Here is a 15,504-nt window from a genome sequence, read left to right on the forward strand (position 1 = left end):
GTCAGGCAGCGAACAGCTCGAGCTGTTCGGCCGGCGGTGCCAATTGCGCGCGCAGGTCGGCGCGATCGGTCAGCAGGGTCGGGCGCCAGTCCGGCGTGACCAGGAACGGACGCACGCGGCTGATCGAAACGGTCAGCCGGGCGATATCGTCCAGCCGCAGCGTGCGCTGCCGACGCGCAGCGACGATCGCGTTTACCGCGCGCACGCCCAGCCCCGGAACGCGCAGCAGCATTTCGCGCGGCGCCGTGTTGACGTCGAGCGGGAAGCGGTCGCGAAAGCGCAGGGCCCAGGCAAGCTTGGGATCGATGTCGAGCGGGAGCATTCCGTCGGCACCGGTGGCGGCCATGACCTCGTCAGGGCGGAAATCGTAGAACCGCATCAACCAGTCGGACTGGTAGAGCCGGTGCTCACGGATCAGCGGTGGCCGCTTCAATGGCAGGACGGCACTGGCATCGGGGATCGGGCTGAACGCGGAATAGTAAACACGCCGCAGCCGAAAGCGGTCGTAAAGCGAACTCGCCTTGCCGACGATGTCGACATCGCTGGCCGCGTCGGCACCGACGATCATCTGCGTCGATTGCCCGGCCGGCGCGAAGCGCGGCGCGTGACGGAATTTGGTCTTCGCCTCGCGCGCTTCGGCGATGGCCGATTTTACCCCGCCCATGGCGCCTTCGATCTGGCGCGCGTCCTTGTCCGGGGCGAGCCGGGTCAGGCCGGTATCGGTCGGAAGCTCGACGTTGATGGATACGCGGTCGGCATAGAGCCCGGCCTGTGCGATCAGCTCGGGGTCGGCCTCCGGTATGGTCTTGAGGTGGATGTAACCGCGAAAATCGTGTTCCTCTCGCAGCAACCGCGCCACCTCGACCAGTTGTTCCATCGTGTGGTTGCCGGACTTCACGATGCCCGATGAGAGGAACAGCCCTTCGATATAATTGCGCCGGTAGAACGACAGCGTCAGGTCGACTACTTCCTGCGGGGTGAAACGCGCCCGCTCTACGTTCGAGCTCTTGCGGTTGATGCAATAGTGGCAATCGAACACGCAGTGGTTCGTCAGCAAAATCTTGAGCAGCGAGATGCAGCGACCATCGGGCGCATAGGCGTGGCAGATGCCCATTCCCTCGGTCGAGCCGATGCCCTTGCCGCCCTGGCTGGTGCGCTTCGACGTGCCCGACGACGCGCAACTGGCGTCGTACTTGGCCGCGTCCGCCAGGATCGCCAAGCGTTCTATCAAGGACTTACGGTGCATTTGTTCGTTATATGTTCTCGCACCGGGGATGCAAGCGGACTCTGCCACGGAACGAATCCGCCGCGCCCGCTTTGACTCGGCGAAAGGGCACGGGACGATGGCGGCACGCGCATATTGGCAAGGGCAGATCCGGCTGGCGCTGGTCTCGATCCCGGTCGAGGTTTATCCGGCGACGCGCTCTGGCGCGGCGATCTCGTTCCGCCAGATCCACGAAGCGTCGGGCAAGCCGGTCAAGTACGAGAAGGTCGCACCCGGGGTCGGTCCCGTTTCGATGGACGAGATCGTCAAGGGTTACGAAGTGTCGAAGGGCAACTTCGTCCTGCTCGAGGACGAGGAGATCGAGGCCGTCAAGATCGAAAGCCGCAAGACGCTCGACCTCGTCCAGTTCGTCGCCGCCGACGAGATCGACGTGCTTTATTACGAGAAACCCTACTTCGTCGTCCCGGCCGACGACCTGGCCGAGGAAGCCTACGTCGTCCTTCGCGAGGCGCTGCGCAAGGCCAGGAAGGTGGCGCTGGGGCAGCTGTCGGTGCGCGGGCGCGAACAACTGGTGTCGATCAAGCCGTGCGGGCGCGGGCTGGTGATGGAGGTGTTGCGCTACGCCGACGAGGTCCAGAAGGCACAGGGCTATTTCCGCGACATCGGCGAGGCCAAGCCCGACAAGGAGCTGCTCGACCTCGCCACCACGCTGATCGACAAGAAGACCGCGCCGTTCGAACCGGACAAGTTCCACGATCGCTATGTCGATGCGCTTCACGCGCTCATCGAAAAGAAGCGCAAGGCCAAGGGCAAGACCATCCTAGAGGACGTCAGCGAGCCGGCCGCCGCCGGCAAGGGCAACGTCATCGACCTGATGGCGGCGTTGAAGAAATCGCTCGATAGCGGAGACAAGAAAGCCCCGGCAAAAAAGGCTCCGGCGAAAAAGGCGCCGGCGCGCAAGCGGGCCTGATCGGCGTGGGCAAGCTCAACCGGGACTGGACGGTCGGCCCGCATGGACCGCTCGAACGGCTGGAAGAGGGGCTTGTCACGGTGACGGGCGAAATCGCCATGCCGCTGGGCCGGTTCCCGCGCCGAATGACCGCTGTGACGCTGTCCGAAGGACGGCTGGCGGTGTGGAGCCCTATTCCGCTGCGAGAAGAGGGCATGGCTGCGCTCGAAGCACTGGGTCGGATTGCGTTCCTGATCGTGCCCGGGCCGCATCACCGCCTCGACATCGCGGCCTGGCACGCGCGCTACCCCGATGCCGCGGTGCTCTGCCCGCGCGGCGCGCGCGGCGCCGTGCGCGAGGTCGTGCCGACTTGCGATGTAGAGGACGTGATGGGCGCACACGATGTCCGCTTCAGTACCGTGCCCGGCACGCGCAGCCAGGAAGGCGCGCTCGAAATCCGGCGCGCCGGGCACTTCACGCTGGTGCTCAACGACGTGATTGCCAACGTCCGTCATCCCCGCGGCATCGGGGCGCAGGTAATGGCGCGCCTGTTCGGCTTCGGCGTCAGTCATCCGCAGGTTCCCCGCGCAGTCAGGCGCGCGTTGGTCGGATCGCCCCAAGTGCTGGCCGAGGCGCTGGAAGACTGGGCGGTCGCAGACCTCGTTCGCATCGTGCCCTCGCACGGAGACATTATCGACCACGATCCCGCCGGCGCGCTGCGCCGCGCGGCCAGGAGCCTTCGCTGATGGCACGTACCGACCCCCTCAGGGACTACAACCGCAAGCGCGATTTCAAGCGCACCGACGAACCGGCAGGCAAGGCCGAATCCAGTCCCGGCGGCAATCGCTTCATCGTCCAGAAGCACGATGCCACGCGCCTGCATTGGGACTTTCGCATCGAGGTCGACGGCGTGCTGAAATCCTGGGCGGTGACCAGGGGGCCCAGCCCGGACCCCGACGACAAGCGGCTGGCGGTGCGCACCGAGGACCACCCGATGGCCTATGCCGAGTTCGAAGGCACCATCCCGAAGGGCGAATACGGCGGCGGTACGGTCATGCTGTGGGATCGCGGCACCTGGGCGCCGGTTGCCGGGAAAAGCGCCAGGGACCTCGTCAAGGGCCACTTGCACTTCACGCTCGAGGGCGAGCGGATGAAAGGCGAATGGCTGCTGATCCGCCTCAAGCCGCGGCCGGGCGAGAAGCGCGAAAACTGGCTGCTGCGCAAGATTGCCGATGGCTTCGAAGAAGAAGGCGACGTGCTGGTCGAACGCGCGTTGACCAGCGTGCTGACGGGCCGTTCGATGGCCGAGATCGCGGCCGACAAGGCCGGCGCCCATTCGCTTGCGGGCAAGAAGGGCCAGGATTTCGCGGCGACGATGGCCAGCGCGGCTCGTCCTAACGCGAAAGCGGCCAAGCCAGCGAAGCGGCCCAAGCCGGCCGGCAAACCGCCCGCCTTCGTGCCCTTGCAACTGGCAACGCTGGTAGACGCGGTGCCGGCGGGGAATGACTGGTATCACGAGATCAAGTTCGACGGGTACCGCGCGCTGATCGCGGCTGCCGGCGGCGATGTCCGCGTCTATACCCGCAGCGGCAAGGACTGGTCGGACAAGTTTGCCCCGCTTGTGGCGCAGTTCGCCGCTCTCGACCTGCCGCCCTGCCTGATCGACGGCGAGATCATCGCCTACGACGCCGCCGGCAATCCCGATTTCAGTTCGCTGCAAAACGTCCTCAAGCGGGGGCACGGCGCGCAGGGACCCAACGACGCTTTCCATTATTTCGCCTTCGACCTGCTCGACGTGGATGGCGAGGACTTGCGCAAGCTGCCGGCGATCGAGCGCAAGGAGCGGCTCGAGGCGCTGCTCGCCGATGCGGCCCCGCCGCTCCACGTCGCCGACCACGTGATCGGCGCGGGCGAGAAGCTGTATGCGGCAATGTGCAAGGCGGGGCAGGAAGGCATCATCGCCAAGAAGATAGCCGCGCCTTACCTGGGCAAGCGCAGCCAGTCCTGGGTCAAGGTCAAGTGCAGCCTGCGGCAGGAGTTCGTCATCGTCGGCTGGACCAAGTCCAAGGCCAAAGCGCGACCGTTCGCCTCGTTGTTGCTGGCGCAGAAGGAGGGTCGCGAGTTCGTCTACAAGGGCAAGGTCGGAACCGGGTTCGGCGGCGCCTTGCTTGACGATCTGGCAGCGCGGATGAAACCGTTGGCGGCCGAAAAGCCGGCGCTGGAGGTGCCGCGGGCCGAGGCCCGCCAGGTCCAGTGGATCGCGCCTGAGCTGGTTGCCGAGATCGCCTTCGCCGAGTTCACGGCCGAGGGCCGCGTCCGCCACGGCAGCTTCGTCGGCCTGCGCGGCGACAAGGCGGCCCGGGATGTCGTGCCCGAAAGGGCCGCGCCCGCGCCGGCGCCGGCGAGCGGGGTCAAGATCAGCAACCCGGACCGGGTCATCTTTCCCGAGACCGGGCAGACGAAAGGCGATCTGGCGGCCTGGTATGAGGCGATCGCGCCGTTGATGCTCCCGTTCGCGGCGGGTCGCCCGGTCAGCCTGGTTCGCTGTCCGCAAGGGCGCGGCAAACAGTGCTTCTTTCAAAAGCACGATTCCGGTGCCTTCGGAAAGGCGGTCAGGCAGGTCGCCATCACCGAGAAGGACGGCGGCAGCGAGGATTACATCTATGTCACCGACGCGGAAGGGTTGGTGACCTGCGTGCAGATGGGCACGATCGAATTTCACGGCTGGGGCAGCAAGGCCGAGGCCGTCGAGAAACCGGACCGGATGATCTTCGACCTCGATCCCGACGAGGGGCTCGACTTCGCGGACGTCAAAAGCGCCGCCACCCACATTCGCGACCGCCTCTCCGATCTGGGGCTGGTCAGCTTTGCCATGCTGTCGGGCGGGAAGGGCGTGCACGTGATCGTGCCGCTGACGCCCGGGCATGACTGGGACACGCACAAGGACTTCGCGCGCCGCTTTGCCGAGGCGCTGAGCCTGGCCGAACCCGACCGTTTCATCGCGACGATGAGCAAGGCCAAGCGCAAGGGAAAGATCTTCATCGACTGGCTCCGTAACCAGCGCGGCGCCACCGCGGTGCTGCCCTACTCCGCACGCGCGCGCGAAGGGGCGCCGGTTGCCGTGCCGATCGCTTGGGACGAGCTCGGCGGGCTAAAGGATGCGCACCCGTTTTCGATCGCTGACGCCGCCCGGGTTATCCGGCGTGCGAATGCCGGCGGATTGGCGGGATGGGGGTTTGCGGCGCAGCAGCTCCCCGCCATTTGACGCAACTGCGAAATCTTATTTCGCAGTTGCAGCAAAAGCCTTTGCATGAGATAAAGTCGTGGTCCGTTCAGGCGTTGAGTCGTTTCGTCGGCGCGATGGACGGTCAACGGTTCGTCGTTTTCGCTGCACCGCACTGGAACCGATTGTCTGAACCGTTGTTAACTTCAGGAGTGCGCACGCTCTTTGGGACCTGACCGATTATGATCGAAGCAACCGCCGCTACCGGCGCCCACGGCGCCGACCGCGGTAAACTTGTTCCGTTTACGGGCCGCCAGCCGGCTGCCGCCACGCCGCTGCGCGTTGCGCTGATCGGTACTTTCCCGCCGCGCAAGTGCGGGATCGCGACGTTCACGTCGGACTCCTTCGACCAGCTTGGCAAGTATCACCCCGAAATCGCGCTCGATATCTTCGCGCTCGACAATCCGCGCGCGCCCCGCACCTATCCCGCCGACGTCCACACGATCTCGTGCGCCAGTGCCGATGCTTATGAGCGCGCCGCGCGACTGATCAACGGATCGGGCGCCGACGTCGTCTGGCTGCAGCACGAATTCGGCATCTTCGGCGGGCCCGACGGCGAGATGGTGTGCGACTTCGTCGATCGCATCGCCGCGCCGCTCGTGGTCACCATGCACACCGTGCTGAGCGAGCCGTCCGCCAACCAGCGCCGGATCGCCGAACATCTGATCGGCCGCGCGTCGCGGATCATGGTCATGTCGGAGCGTGGCCGCGACCTTCTGGTCGACCAGTACGACGCCCCTGCCGACCGTATCGCGCTGATCGCGCACGGCGCGCCCGATCGTCCGTTCGGGCGCGAGGCGGCCTTCAAGGCCCTGCTCGGCCTCGAAGGGCGGCCGGTGCTGACCACTTTCGGTCTGCTCGGCCCCGGCAAGGGTCTTGAATTGATGATCGAGGCGCTGCCGGCAATCGCTGCGCGCCACCCGGACGTGGTCTATCGCATCGTCGGGGCCACGCATCCGGTGCTGGTCGAGGAGCACGGCGAGACCTATCGTGAAGGCCTCCAGGCGCTCGCCCGCAAGCTCGGGGTCGAAAGCCACATTCGCTGGGAAAACCGTTTCGTCGAGACCGACGAACTGCTCGACCAGCTGGAAGCCTGCGACATTTACGTCACCCCGTACCTCAACCTCCAGCAGGCCACTTCGGGCACGCTCAGCTATGCGGTTGCGCTCGGCAAGGCGGTCGTCTCGACGCCGTACGTTCACGCCCGCGAACTGCTGGCCGACGGGATCGGCGTTCTGGTCGAGCCTGGTTCCAGCGCCGCGCTGGCAGAGGCCGTGATCCGCCTGCTCGACCGGCCCGATGAGCTCGCCGCGATCAAGCGTCGCGCCTATGCGGCCGGCCGCGGCACGATCTGGCCCGCGTTCGCCAAGGGTACCGCCAGCATGCTGCGCAGTGCCGCCGCGCCCGCACCGGCGCGTATTCCGCTTGCCGCGACCCCGCCGCTGACCGGTGTGTTCGCGATGAGTGACGGCACCGGCATGCTTCAGCACGCGGACGGCATCGTGCCCGACCGGGCGCACGGCTATTGCACGGACGACAACGTGCGGGCGCTGATGCTGATGAACGTCGCCCGCGGGATCGACCCCGCAGAACGTACGCGCTGGTCGACCACTTATGCCGCGTTCGTGCGCGACGCCTGGAATCCCGAGGCGCGTCGCTACCGCAACTTCATGCGCTTCGACCGGTCGTGGTGCGAAGAGGTGGGATCGGACGATTCCAACGGCCGCACGCTCTGGGCGCTGGGCCACACCGCAGCGCGCGCGCCCGAGGCCGCGATGCGCGAGTGGGCGCGGACCTGGTTCGACAAGACGGCGCCGGCCCTGGCTGAGCTCGATTCGCCGCGCACCATCGCCTTTACCATGCTCGGCTCAGCCGAAATCCTCTCGACCGGCCCGCACCCGGTGGCGGAACGGATCCTTGCCGATGGCGGCCGCACGCTCCACGCCCTGCTCGACGCTGCCCGCCGCCCCGACTGGGCCTGGTTCGAGGCCGTGCTCGCCTATGACAACCCGCGCCTGCCGCAGGCGCTGATCGCCGCCGGCATGGCTTTGGGCCGCGACGAGTGGGTAGGGGCCGGTCTCGACACCTTGCGCTTCATCGCGGGTGTGCAGACGTCGGCGTCGGGGCAGTTCCGTCCGGTCGGCTCCGAAGGGTTCGGCCGCGAATTCGATGCCCTCCCGTTCGACCAGCAGCCGCTCGAAGCGCAGGCCGCGGTCGAGGCCGCCGCCACCGCCTACGCCGCCAGCGGCGACGCGACGTGGATCGAACATGCTGAAATGGCTTACCGTTGGTACCTGGGCGCCAACGATCGCGGCGTCGTCCTGGCCGACATAACGACCGGCCGCTGCCGCGACGGGGTGACTCCTCGGGGTGCCAATGCCAACTGCGGCGCCGAGTCCATCCTCGCGTTTCAGCTTGCACACCACGGCCTGATGATGCTCAAGAGTGCCGACGCAAGCCTGACCACGGCAGGGGATAAGAGTGAGCCGCGACCAGAGCCAGCCGGACAGTCCGCTGCAAATTCTTGATACCCGGCTCCACGCCGATCCTTCCCGTGTCGTTCTGAGGCCGTTCCACCTGGGGTGGCAATCCTCGAGCGCGCCCGGCGGACGGGCGATGAAACTGGTCGAGGATATAGCCGCGCTCAGCGACAAGGCCGCCAACGCCGAATGGCGCCGCGTGGTGCAGGATTTCTCAAGCCGGCACTGGCAGACCGAGCAGATGTTCGAGACCCGCTATGACGAGGTCGAGGCGCAGCTTGGATTGCAGGATCGTGACTTCAGCCGTGCCCGCAAGCGACTGATCGGCGCCTACTTCTGCCACGAATACACTTATGCTGCGGCGGCCCTGATGAACCCGTCGATCGTCCCGCACCCCGATCAGTCGGGCATGCGCAAGGGTTCGTGCCGCTTCGTCATGAGCCTGCGTGCCGTGGGCGAGGGGCACATCAGCTCGGTCGCATTCCGCGAAGGCATCGCGCACGACGACGGCCAGTTCGACCTTTGGCCGCAAAGCGCGTTTGCCACCTCGGTCGATCTGGAAGACGCAACGCTGACCGACACGGACAGCGCGGTGACCGTCTATCGCCACGCCGAATCGAGCTTGTCGAACACGGTGATCTTCCCGATCACCGAACAGCAGCGCGGCGGGCTTGAAGACTTGCGGATGGTCAAGTTCGAACATGACGACGGCAGCCACGAATATATCGGCACCTATACCGCCTATTCGGGCAGCTCGATCCGGTCGGAACTGCTGCGCACGCGCAATTTTCACCAGTTCGAGCTCGAACCGATCGAGGGCAAGGCCGGCCGCAACAAGGGCATGGCACTGTTTCCGAAGAAGATCGACGGCCAGTACATGATGATCGGACGGCAGGACGGAAAGAACCTGTTCCTGCTCCGCTCAGACACGATCGACACTTGGGACGACGACGGCATCCTGCTGATGGAGCCGGAATATCCTTGGGAATTCATCCAGATCGGCAACTGCGGCAGCCCCATCGAAACCGAGCATGGCTGGCTGATGTTCACGCATGGCGTCGGCGCGATGCGCAAGTATGCGCTGGGCTGCGCGCTGCTCGACAAGAACGACCCCTCGAAGATCCTTGGCCGCACCAAAGAGCCCGTGCTGACCGCCGAAAATGCCGACCGTGCCGGCTACGTTCCCAACGTGGTCTACACCTGCGGCGCGCTCAAGGTGGGTGAGCGGCTGCTGATTCCCTATGGCATTTCCGACAGCGCGGTCGGCTTTGCGACGGTGAGCATCGACGACCTGATGCAACTGCTTGTCTGACCGCGCGTTTCACGGCCTGATATGACCAAGATCACCCCCGTTATCCTGTGCGGCGGCAGCGGCACGCGCCTCTGGCCCCGCAGCCGCGTGTCCAAGCCCAAGCCGTTCCTGCCGCTCGTCGGCGACACGACGCTGTTCGAGGCGACCGTCGACCGCGCCGGCGATCCCGAGCATTTCGCACCGCCCGTGGTGGTGACAGGAACGAAGCACCTTTGCCATGTCGAGGAGCAGCTGGCCGCGGACCAGGGCGCGCAGATCATCGTCGAGCCGAGCGCGCGCAACACCGCGGCCGCGATCGCGCTGGCGGCGCTGCGGCTGGCGCCGGACGACATCATGCTGGTGTGCCCCAGCGATCACCACATCGCCGACGTCGCCGCGTTTCGCACCGCCGCCCGGGCCGCAGCGGCGCTGGCGGAGGACGATTGGCTGGTCTCATTCGGGATCGAGGCGACCGCGCCGGAAACCGGCTTCGGCTATCTCCATCGCGGTGAACGGATCGCGGGCAGCGAGGGCTACCAGGTTGCCCGCTTCGTCGAGAAGCCCGACGCCGCCCGGGCCGAGGCATTCATCGCCTCGGGCGAATACGCCTGGAACGGCGGCATCTTCGCCTTTCGGGTCGGCGCCTTTCTCAAGGAGCTGGAAGAACACCGCCCGGCGATCCTTGCCGCGGCGCGCGAAGCGGTCGCCAAGGGTAACGCCGACGGCGCGCGCTTTCACCCCGATGCCGCCGCCTTTGCCGCGATCGACAGCGAATCGGTCGACTACGCGGTCATGGAGAACACGCGCCGCGCCGCAATGGTACCGGCGACGATGGGCTGGTCAGATATCGGCAACTGGCAGGCCCTTCACGTCGCGCGGAACCGCGATGCGGACGGCAACGCGGTTACCGGCCCGGCCGAACTGGTGGGCTGCAGGAACGTCATGGTCGATACCGATGGCCCGCGGGTTTCGGTGATCGGACTGGAGGACGTGATCGTCGTCGTCGACAACGGCGAGGTCCTGGTGACGACCGCGGCGGGCGCCCAGCTGGTCGGCAAGCTCGGCGGGGCGGTGCACCAGTGAGCCGGATCCTGGAAACCAGATCGGTCGAAAAGCCCTGGGGCGTCGAGCACCTGCCGCCGCCCTTCGCCTCCAAACCCGGCGAGAAGATCGGTGAGATCTGGTTCGAGCCGCCGCCCGAGCTGCCCGAGCTTCTGGTCAAGTACATCTTCACCAGCGAGGCGCTGTCGGTCCAGGTCCACCCGACCGATGCGCAGACCCAGGCCAAGGGGCTGGGCCGCCAGGGCAAGGAAGAGTGCTGGCTGATCGTTTCGGCGCAATGCGATGCCAAGCTGGGCATCGGCTTCGTCGAGGACATCGGCGCCGAAGCGATGCGCGCCGCCGCCCTCGACGGTTCGATCGAAAACAAGCTGCGCTGGTACCCGGTCAAGCCGGGCGACTTCTTCTACATCCCGGCCAACACCGTGCACGCCATCGGCGCCGGGGTCGGGCTGATCGAAGTGCAGCAGAACAGCGACATCACCTACCGGCTGTACGACTACGGGCGCGCGCGCGAACTGCACCTCGATGACAGCGTCGCGGTTGCCAAAGGCGAACCCTATGCGGCTCATTGGCACAAGCACGTCGCGCAGACCGGCGCGGCCAGCCTGGTCGACGGGCCGCTGTTCAAGCTGGAGCAGTACGACGGGCCCTTGCCGGGCGACGTCGCGGACCAGTTCGGCACCGGGCCGCTGCTGGTGATCCCGCGCAGTCATGGCACGCGCGTGGGCGGGTCCGCAGTCGAGCCCGGGCAGTGCGCGCTCGCCGACACGCTGGCCGATGTCGTGCTGGCACAGGGCGCACTGGGCCTGATGGCGCAGCCGCTCGCCGCCGCTAGGCGCTAGGCCGCGAAGCCCGCGCGCAGGAACCGCTCGGCCAGGCCGGCCAGCAGCGCCGCGCCGCGCGGCAGCACGCTCTCGTCGACCATCATCCGGGTCGAGTGGATCGAGCAGCACTGCGTCCAGTCGGCGCCTTCCGCCGCGACGCCGAGGAAGAACATCGCCCCCGGCGCCTTTTCCAGCACGTAGGAGAAATCCTCGGCCCCCATGATCGGGGTTTGCAGGGTCTGCCACGCCTCGGCGCCGAACAGCTCGGTGGTGACCGCCTCGCCGAGCGTAACCGCGCGCGGGTCGCAGACGGTGACCGGGAAGCCGGGCGTGATCGTGACAGTGGCGGACAGGCCGTGCGCCCCCGCGATCCCCTCGGCCAGCTGCGTGATCGCACGCTTCAGCGCCTCGCGGTGCGGTGGCGACAGCGTGCGCATCGTGCCGCGCAGATGCGCCGAATCGGGAATGACGTTGTGCGTGGTGCCGGCTTCGATCCTGGCGATCGTCACCACGACCGGGTCGTGCGCGTCGAAGCGGCGCGTTACCAGCGTCTGCAGCGCGGTGACGATCTCGCAGGCGACCGGCACCGGGTCGGCGACCTGGTGCGGCATAGAAGCATGGCCGCCGCGTCCGGTCACCGTGACGTCGATCTGATCGGCGGAGGCCAGCAGCGCCCCGGCGCGCCCGGCCACCAGTCCGTGCCGGGCATTGGGCATGATGTGCAGCGCGAAGGCGGCATCGGGCAGCGGATCGATCAGGCCATCGTCCAGCATGAAGCGGGCACCGTGGAAGCCTTCCTCGCCCGGCTGGAACATCAGCAGGACATCTCCGGCCAGCTCCTCGCGCCGCGCCGCCAGCAGCCGCGCCGCGCCCGCCAGCATGGCGACGTGGGTGTCGTGCCCGCAGGCGTGCATCGCCCCCGGCACGGTCGAGGCGAAGTCCAGCCCGGTCTCCTCGGGCATCGGCAGCGCGTCCATGTCGCCGCGCAACAGCACGCGGCGGCTGGGCTGGGCACCCGGCTTGCCGCCCTTGAGCACGCCGACCAGGCCGGTGGTCGAGGGGCCCTCGCGCCAGGCGATCGGCAGGTCGGCCAGCGCCGCCTTGACCTTGTCGCGGGTCCTGGGTGTCTGCAGTCCCAGCTCCGGCTCGGCATGAATGGCGCGGCGAAGCGAGACGATGTCATCGGCGATGGCGTGCGCGTCTTCGAGAAGGGTTTCGGTCAGCATGGCGGCATCCTGCAGCGCGCCCGGGCCCAAGTCTAGGCGGCAGCGCTTCCCATCTCGATCCGGCGGGCGATGCGCCGGGCCGAACGGTTGTGCAGGATCACCGACACCACCAGCAGCGCGTTCAGCACCACGGTCTGGTAAAGGAAATACCAGATCGGACCGCCCAGCAGCATCGAGATGCCCAGCACAATCGCGCGCGGATTTGGGCCAAGAAATTTCAGCAGCAGCAACAGCGGCCGCGCCTCGCGCCCGATTTCGGTGCGGATGGCGGCGAGTCGCTGCGGGTTGTCCTGCGCCGCCTCGACCGCGCTGTCGACCTGCACCGCGAACGGCGTCAGCCCGGTGGCGAGCCGCAGGTACAAGTCCGCGATCGCGCCCAGGCCGCGGCGCCCGCCGATGGCGCCGTCGGCCGCCCGGCTGTTGCGAAGCCACGGGGTGCCGTGCATCCACCACTGGTACTGCCGGCGCTGCACCTCGACATGGTTCGACTGCACGATGTGGCTAAGGCCCGCGCCGATCGCCCAGGCCCAGCCCCATGCGCCCATCTGGTGCTGCAGGATCGTGCCGAGGACGAGGTAGAGGACGACGTGGCTGGCATAGTCGCAAATGCCGTCCACCATCTCGCCGACGGGGCTCGACCGGCCGGTCAGGCGGGCCAGGTCGCCGTCGGCACCGTCGACGATGTGCCACGTCATGTGCAGGGCCATGCCCAGCAGCGGCGCCAGCGGATACCACGGCTGGGCATAGGCCCACGCCGCCGCGACCACGAACAGCGCCCCGATCACCGAGACCATGTTGGGCGTCAGCGGCGTCCTCGCCAGCACGCGCGCCAATTGCCACGCCAGCGGATGGTACAGCCAGCGGTTGAGCGGGTCCTGAAGCTCGGCCGGGCGGACGGGCCGCACAGGCGCGGCGCCGAGGCCTGAATCCGGGGAGGCGGGCGCGGTGCGCGCGGCCAGGTCTGGTGTCGGCACGGGTCCTCCGCGGCCGCGCTCTGCGGCCCTGCGCGGCATCCATAGCGCGCGCGCGTGGCGGCCGGAAGGGACCATCGTTCACCCCCGGCAAGGTCCGGTTCACCATCGCGCGCGCTTGTGGCCGACGCGCCACGGATGCGCCCACGCTTGACGCGCCCCAAACTTCTTGCTTTTGGCGCGCGGTTTCTCGATTACGCGCGTTTGAAACAATCGATTGCGGCGCGTCGCTCGGAAGGATCGGATTACTACCATGCAGCCCATCAAGGTCGCCATCATCGGCGTCGGCAATTGCGCTTCCTCGCTGGTCCAGGGCGTCGCCCATTACCGGCAGAACAACTCCAAGCAGGGCCTCATCCATGACGTGATCGGCGGCTACGGTGCCGGTGACGTGGATTTCGTGCTCGGCGTCGACGTTGACGAGCGCAAGGTCGGCAAGGATATCTCCGAAGCCATCTTCGAGCAGCCCAACAACACCGCCGTCTTCATGGCCGACGTGCCCAAGACCGGCGTCAAGGTCATCATGGGCAAAGTGCTCGACGGCGTAGCCCCGCACATGACCGAACTGGGCGAGAAGGGCTTCATCCTTTCGCACGAGCACGAGGCCGACAAGGCCGCGATCGTCCAGGCGATCCGCGATTCCGGCGCCGAGGTGCTGGTCAACTTCCTGCCCGTGGGTTCGCAGGACGCGACCGAGTTCTACATGGAATGCGCGCTCGAGGCCGGCGTCGGCGTCGTCAACTGCATGCCCGTGTTCATCGCCAGCCGTCCCGAGTGGGAAGCCCGCTTCCGCGAGGCCGGCCTGCCGATCGTCGGCGACGACGTGAAGGCCCAGCTGGGCGCCACGATCGTCCACCGCGTGCTGTCCAGCCTGTTCGGTGCGCGCGGCGTCAACGTCGACCGCACGTATCAGCTCAACACCGGCGGCAACACCGATTTCATGAACATGCTCGATCGCCAGCGCCTCGGTTCGAAGAAGGAATCGAAGACCGAGGCCGTCCAGTCGATGCTGGCGCAGCGCCTGGCCGACGAGAACATCCACGTCGGCCCGTCGGACTACGTGCCGTGGCAGAAGGACAACAAGCTGTGCTTCCTGCGCATGGAAGGCAACTTGTGGGGCAACGTTCCGATGAACCTGGAACTTCGCCTGTCGGTGGAAGACAGCCCCAACTCGGCCGCGGTCGTGATGGACGCCATCCGCTGCACCAAGGTCGCGCTCGACCGCGGTGACGGCGGCGCCCTGATCGGCCCGTCGGCCTACTTCTGCAAGCACCCGCCGCAGCAGTTCAACGATGATCTGGCGGCCCAGATGGTCGAGGAATACATCGCCGATACCGCCCTGGCTGCCGAGTAATCGGGACCGCGTAATCGCGCGGACATAAGCGCATACCGGCGGCGCCGGTCGGGATCGCCCGGCCGGCGCCGTTTCGTTGGAGAGTGAGATGGACGGCCTGATCATTGCCGCCGGTTATGGCAGCCGCCTGCGCGAACTGTCCGATTCAAAGCCGCTCACCCCGGTCGCGGGCGTGCCGCTGATCGAACTGGGCGTGCGCCGCCTGGCGGCCTGCGGGATCGCGCGGGTTGTCGTGGTGACCGGCCACGAGGGGGAACGGGTCGAGGCGTTCCTGGCCGCGCTGGCGGCGCGTACCGGCATCGCCATCGAATGCGCGCGCGTGGCCGACTGGTCGCTGCCCAACGGTCACTCGGTGATCGCGGGTGCCGCGCGCATCACCGGCGACTATATCCTGCAGATGGCGGACCACGTCTTCGCCCCGGCGATCATAACCGGGCTGATGCAACAGGGTTCGCCAGAGCACGGGGTGACCCTGGCGGTCGATACCCGTACCGACAGCCCGCTGGTCGACCCCGACGACGCGACCTGGGTCGAAACCGGCGACGGCGGCCTGATCCTCGCCATCGGCAAGACCATCGCGGCTTACGACGCGGTCGATTGCGGCGCCTTCCTGGCCACGCCGGAACTGGCCGCGGCGATCGCGGGCGCGCTCGCGGACGGCAAGGCCGGCAGCCTGTCGGACGGGATGCAACGCCTGGCCGACGCGGGCCGCGCCGCGACGTGGGACATCGGTACCGACGATTCCGACGCCTGGTGGCTCGACGTCGACGATCCGCGCGCTCACGCCCTGGCCGAGGCTGAGGCCCCGGCGCGGCTGCCCGATCTTTACCGACGGTAAC

Annotated in this window: 12 protein-coding genes; 9 read left to right on the forward strand and 3 right to left on the reverse strand. The window is 67.3% G+C overall.

The features are described 5' to 3' along the window. Nucleotide 1: 1 nt before the first annotated feature. Nucleotides 2–1,246, reverse strand: coding sequence for a putative DNA modification/repair radical SAM protein (locus tag ACOYW6_RS11465; protein WP_423141445.1), 1,245 nt, complete (start codon nt 1,244–1,246; stop codon nt 2–4). Nucleotides 1,247–1,343: 97 nt separating this feature from the next. Here ACOYW6_RS11465 and ACOYW6_RS11470 point away from each other — a divergent pair, with 97 nt between their 5' ends. From ACOYW6_RS11470 to ACOYW6_RS11500, 7 genes are all read left to right on the forward strand, one after another. Further along, nucleotides 1,344–2,195 carry a Ku protein gene (locus ACOYW6_RS11470; protein ID WP_423141446.1) on the forward strand — a complete coding sequence of 284 codons (852 nt, stop codon included), beginning with the start codon at nt 1,344–1,346 and terminating at the stop codon, nt 2,193–2,195. Nucleotides 2,196–2,200: 5 nt separating this feature from the next. After that, nucleotides 2,201–2,920, forward strand: coding sequence for a hypothetical protein (locus ACOYW6_RS11475; protein WP_423141447.1), 720 nt, complete (start codon nt 2,201–2,203; stop codon nt 2,918–2,920). Continuing rightward, nucleotides 2,920–5,439: a DNA ligase D gene (ligD, locus tag ACOYW6_RS11480; RefSeq protein WP_423141448.1), complete on the forward strand. Its 2,520-nt coding sequence runs from the start codon at nt 2,920–2,922 to the stop codon at nt 5,437–5,439. Before ACOYW6_RS11475 ends, ligD begins: the two co-directional genes overlap by 1 nt. Before the next feature lie 200 nt (nt 5,440–5,639). Continuing rightward, nucleotides 5,640–7,985 carry a glycosyltransferase gene (locus ACOYW6_RS11485; protein ID WP_423141449.1) on the forward strand — a complete coding sequence of 782 codons (2,346 nt, stop codon included), beginning with the start codon at nt 5,640–5,642 and terminating at the stop codon, nt 7,983–7,985. Continuing rightward, nucleotides 7,939–9,249, forward strand: a complete 1,311-nt coding sequence (locus tag ACOYW6_RS11490; RefSeq protein ID WP_423141450.1) for a glycoside hydrolase family 130 protein — start codon at nt 7,939–7,941, stop codon at nt 9,247–9,249. The genes ACOYW6_RS11485 and ACOYW6_RS11490 overlap by 47 nt, the downstream gene beginning before the upstream one ends. A 21-nt stretch (nt 9,250–9,270) precedes the next feature. Further along, a complete protein-coding gene (locus tag ACOYW6_RS11495; protein WP_423141451.1) occupies nt 9,271–10,311 on the forward strand; it encodes a mannose-1-phosphate guanylyltransferase in 1,041 nt (346 codons plus the stop codon). Further along, on the forward strand, nt 10,308–11,132 hold the full coding sequence (locus ACOYW6_RS11500; protein ID WP_423141452.1) for a class I mannose-6-phosphate isomerase: 825 nt from the start codon (nt 10,308–10,310) through the stop codon (nt 11,130–11,132). Before ACOYW6_RS11495 ends, ACOYW6_RS11500 begins: the two co-directional genes overlap by 4 nt. Here the strand turns inward: ACOYW6_RS11500 and ACOYW6_RS11505 are convergent. Both ACOYW6_RS11505 and ACOYW6_RS11510 read right to left on the reverse strand, forming a co-directional pair. Continuing rightward, nucleotides 11,129–12,340 (reverse strand): M20 metallopeptidase family protein, encoded by a 1,212-nt coding sequence (locus tag ACOYW6_RS11505; RefSeq protein ID WP_423141453.1) that lies wholly within the window; start codon nt 12,338–12,340, stop codon nt 11,129–11,131. The genes ACOYW6_RS11500 and ACOYW6_RS11505 overlap by 4 nt on opposite strands. Nucleotides 12,341–12,372: 32 nt before the next feature. Then, nucleotides 12,373–13,314 carry a CDP-alcohol phosphatidyltransferase family protein gene (locus ACOYW6_RS11510; protein ID WP_423141454.1) on the reverse strand — a complete coding sequence of 314 codons (942 nt, stop codon included), beginning with the start codon at nt 13,312–13,314 and terminating at the stop codon, nt 12,373–12,375. A gap of 250 nt (nt 13,315–13,564) precedes the next feature. Between ACOYW6_RS11510 and ACOYW6_RS11515 the strand changes: the two genes are divergently transcribed. Further along, the gene (locus ACOYW6_RS11515; RefSeq protein WP_423141455.1) at nt 13,565–14,665 is read left to right on the forward strand and encodes an inositol-3-phosphate synthase; all 1,101 of its coding nucleotides are present in this window, start codon (nt 13,565–13,567) and stop codon (nt 14,663–14,665) included. Nucleotides 14,666–14,753: 88 nt separating this feature from the next. Continuing rightward, nucleotides 14,754–15,503, forward strand: a complete 750-nt coding sequence (locus ACOYW6_RS11520) for an NTP transferase domain-containing protein (RefSeq protein ID WP_423141456.1) — start codon at nt 14,754–14,756, stop codon at nt 15,501–15,503. Nucleotide 15,504: the final 1 nt, after the last annotated feature.

It is taken from the genome of Parablastomonas sp. CN1-191, from assembly GCF_049354825.1.
In the GTDB taxonomy this organism is placed as follows: Bacteria; Pseudomonadota; Alphaproteobacteria; order Sphingomonadales; family Sphingomonadaceae; genus Novosphingobium.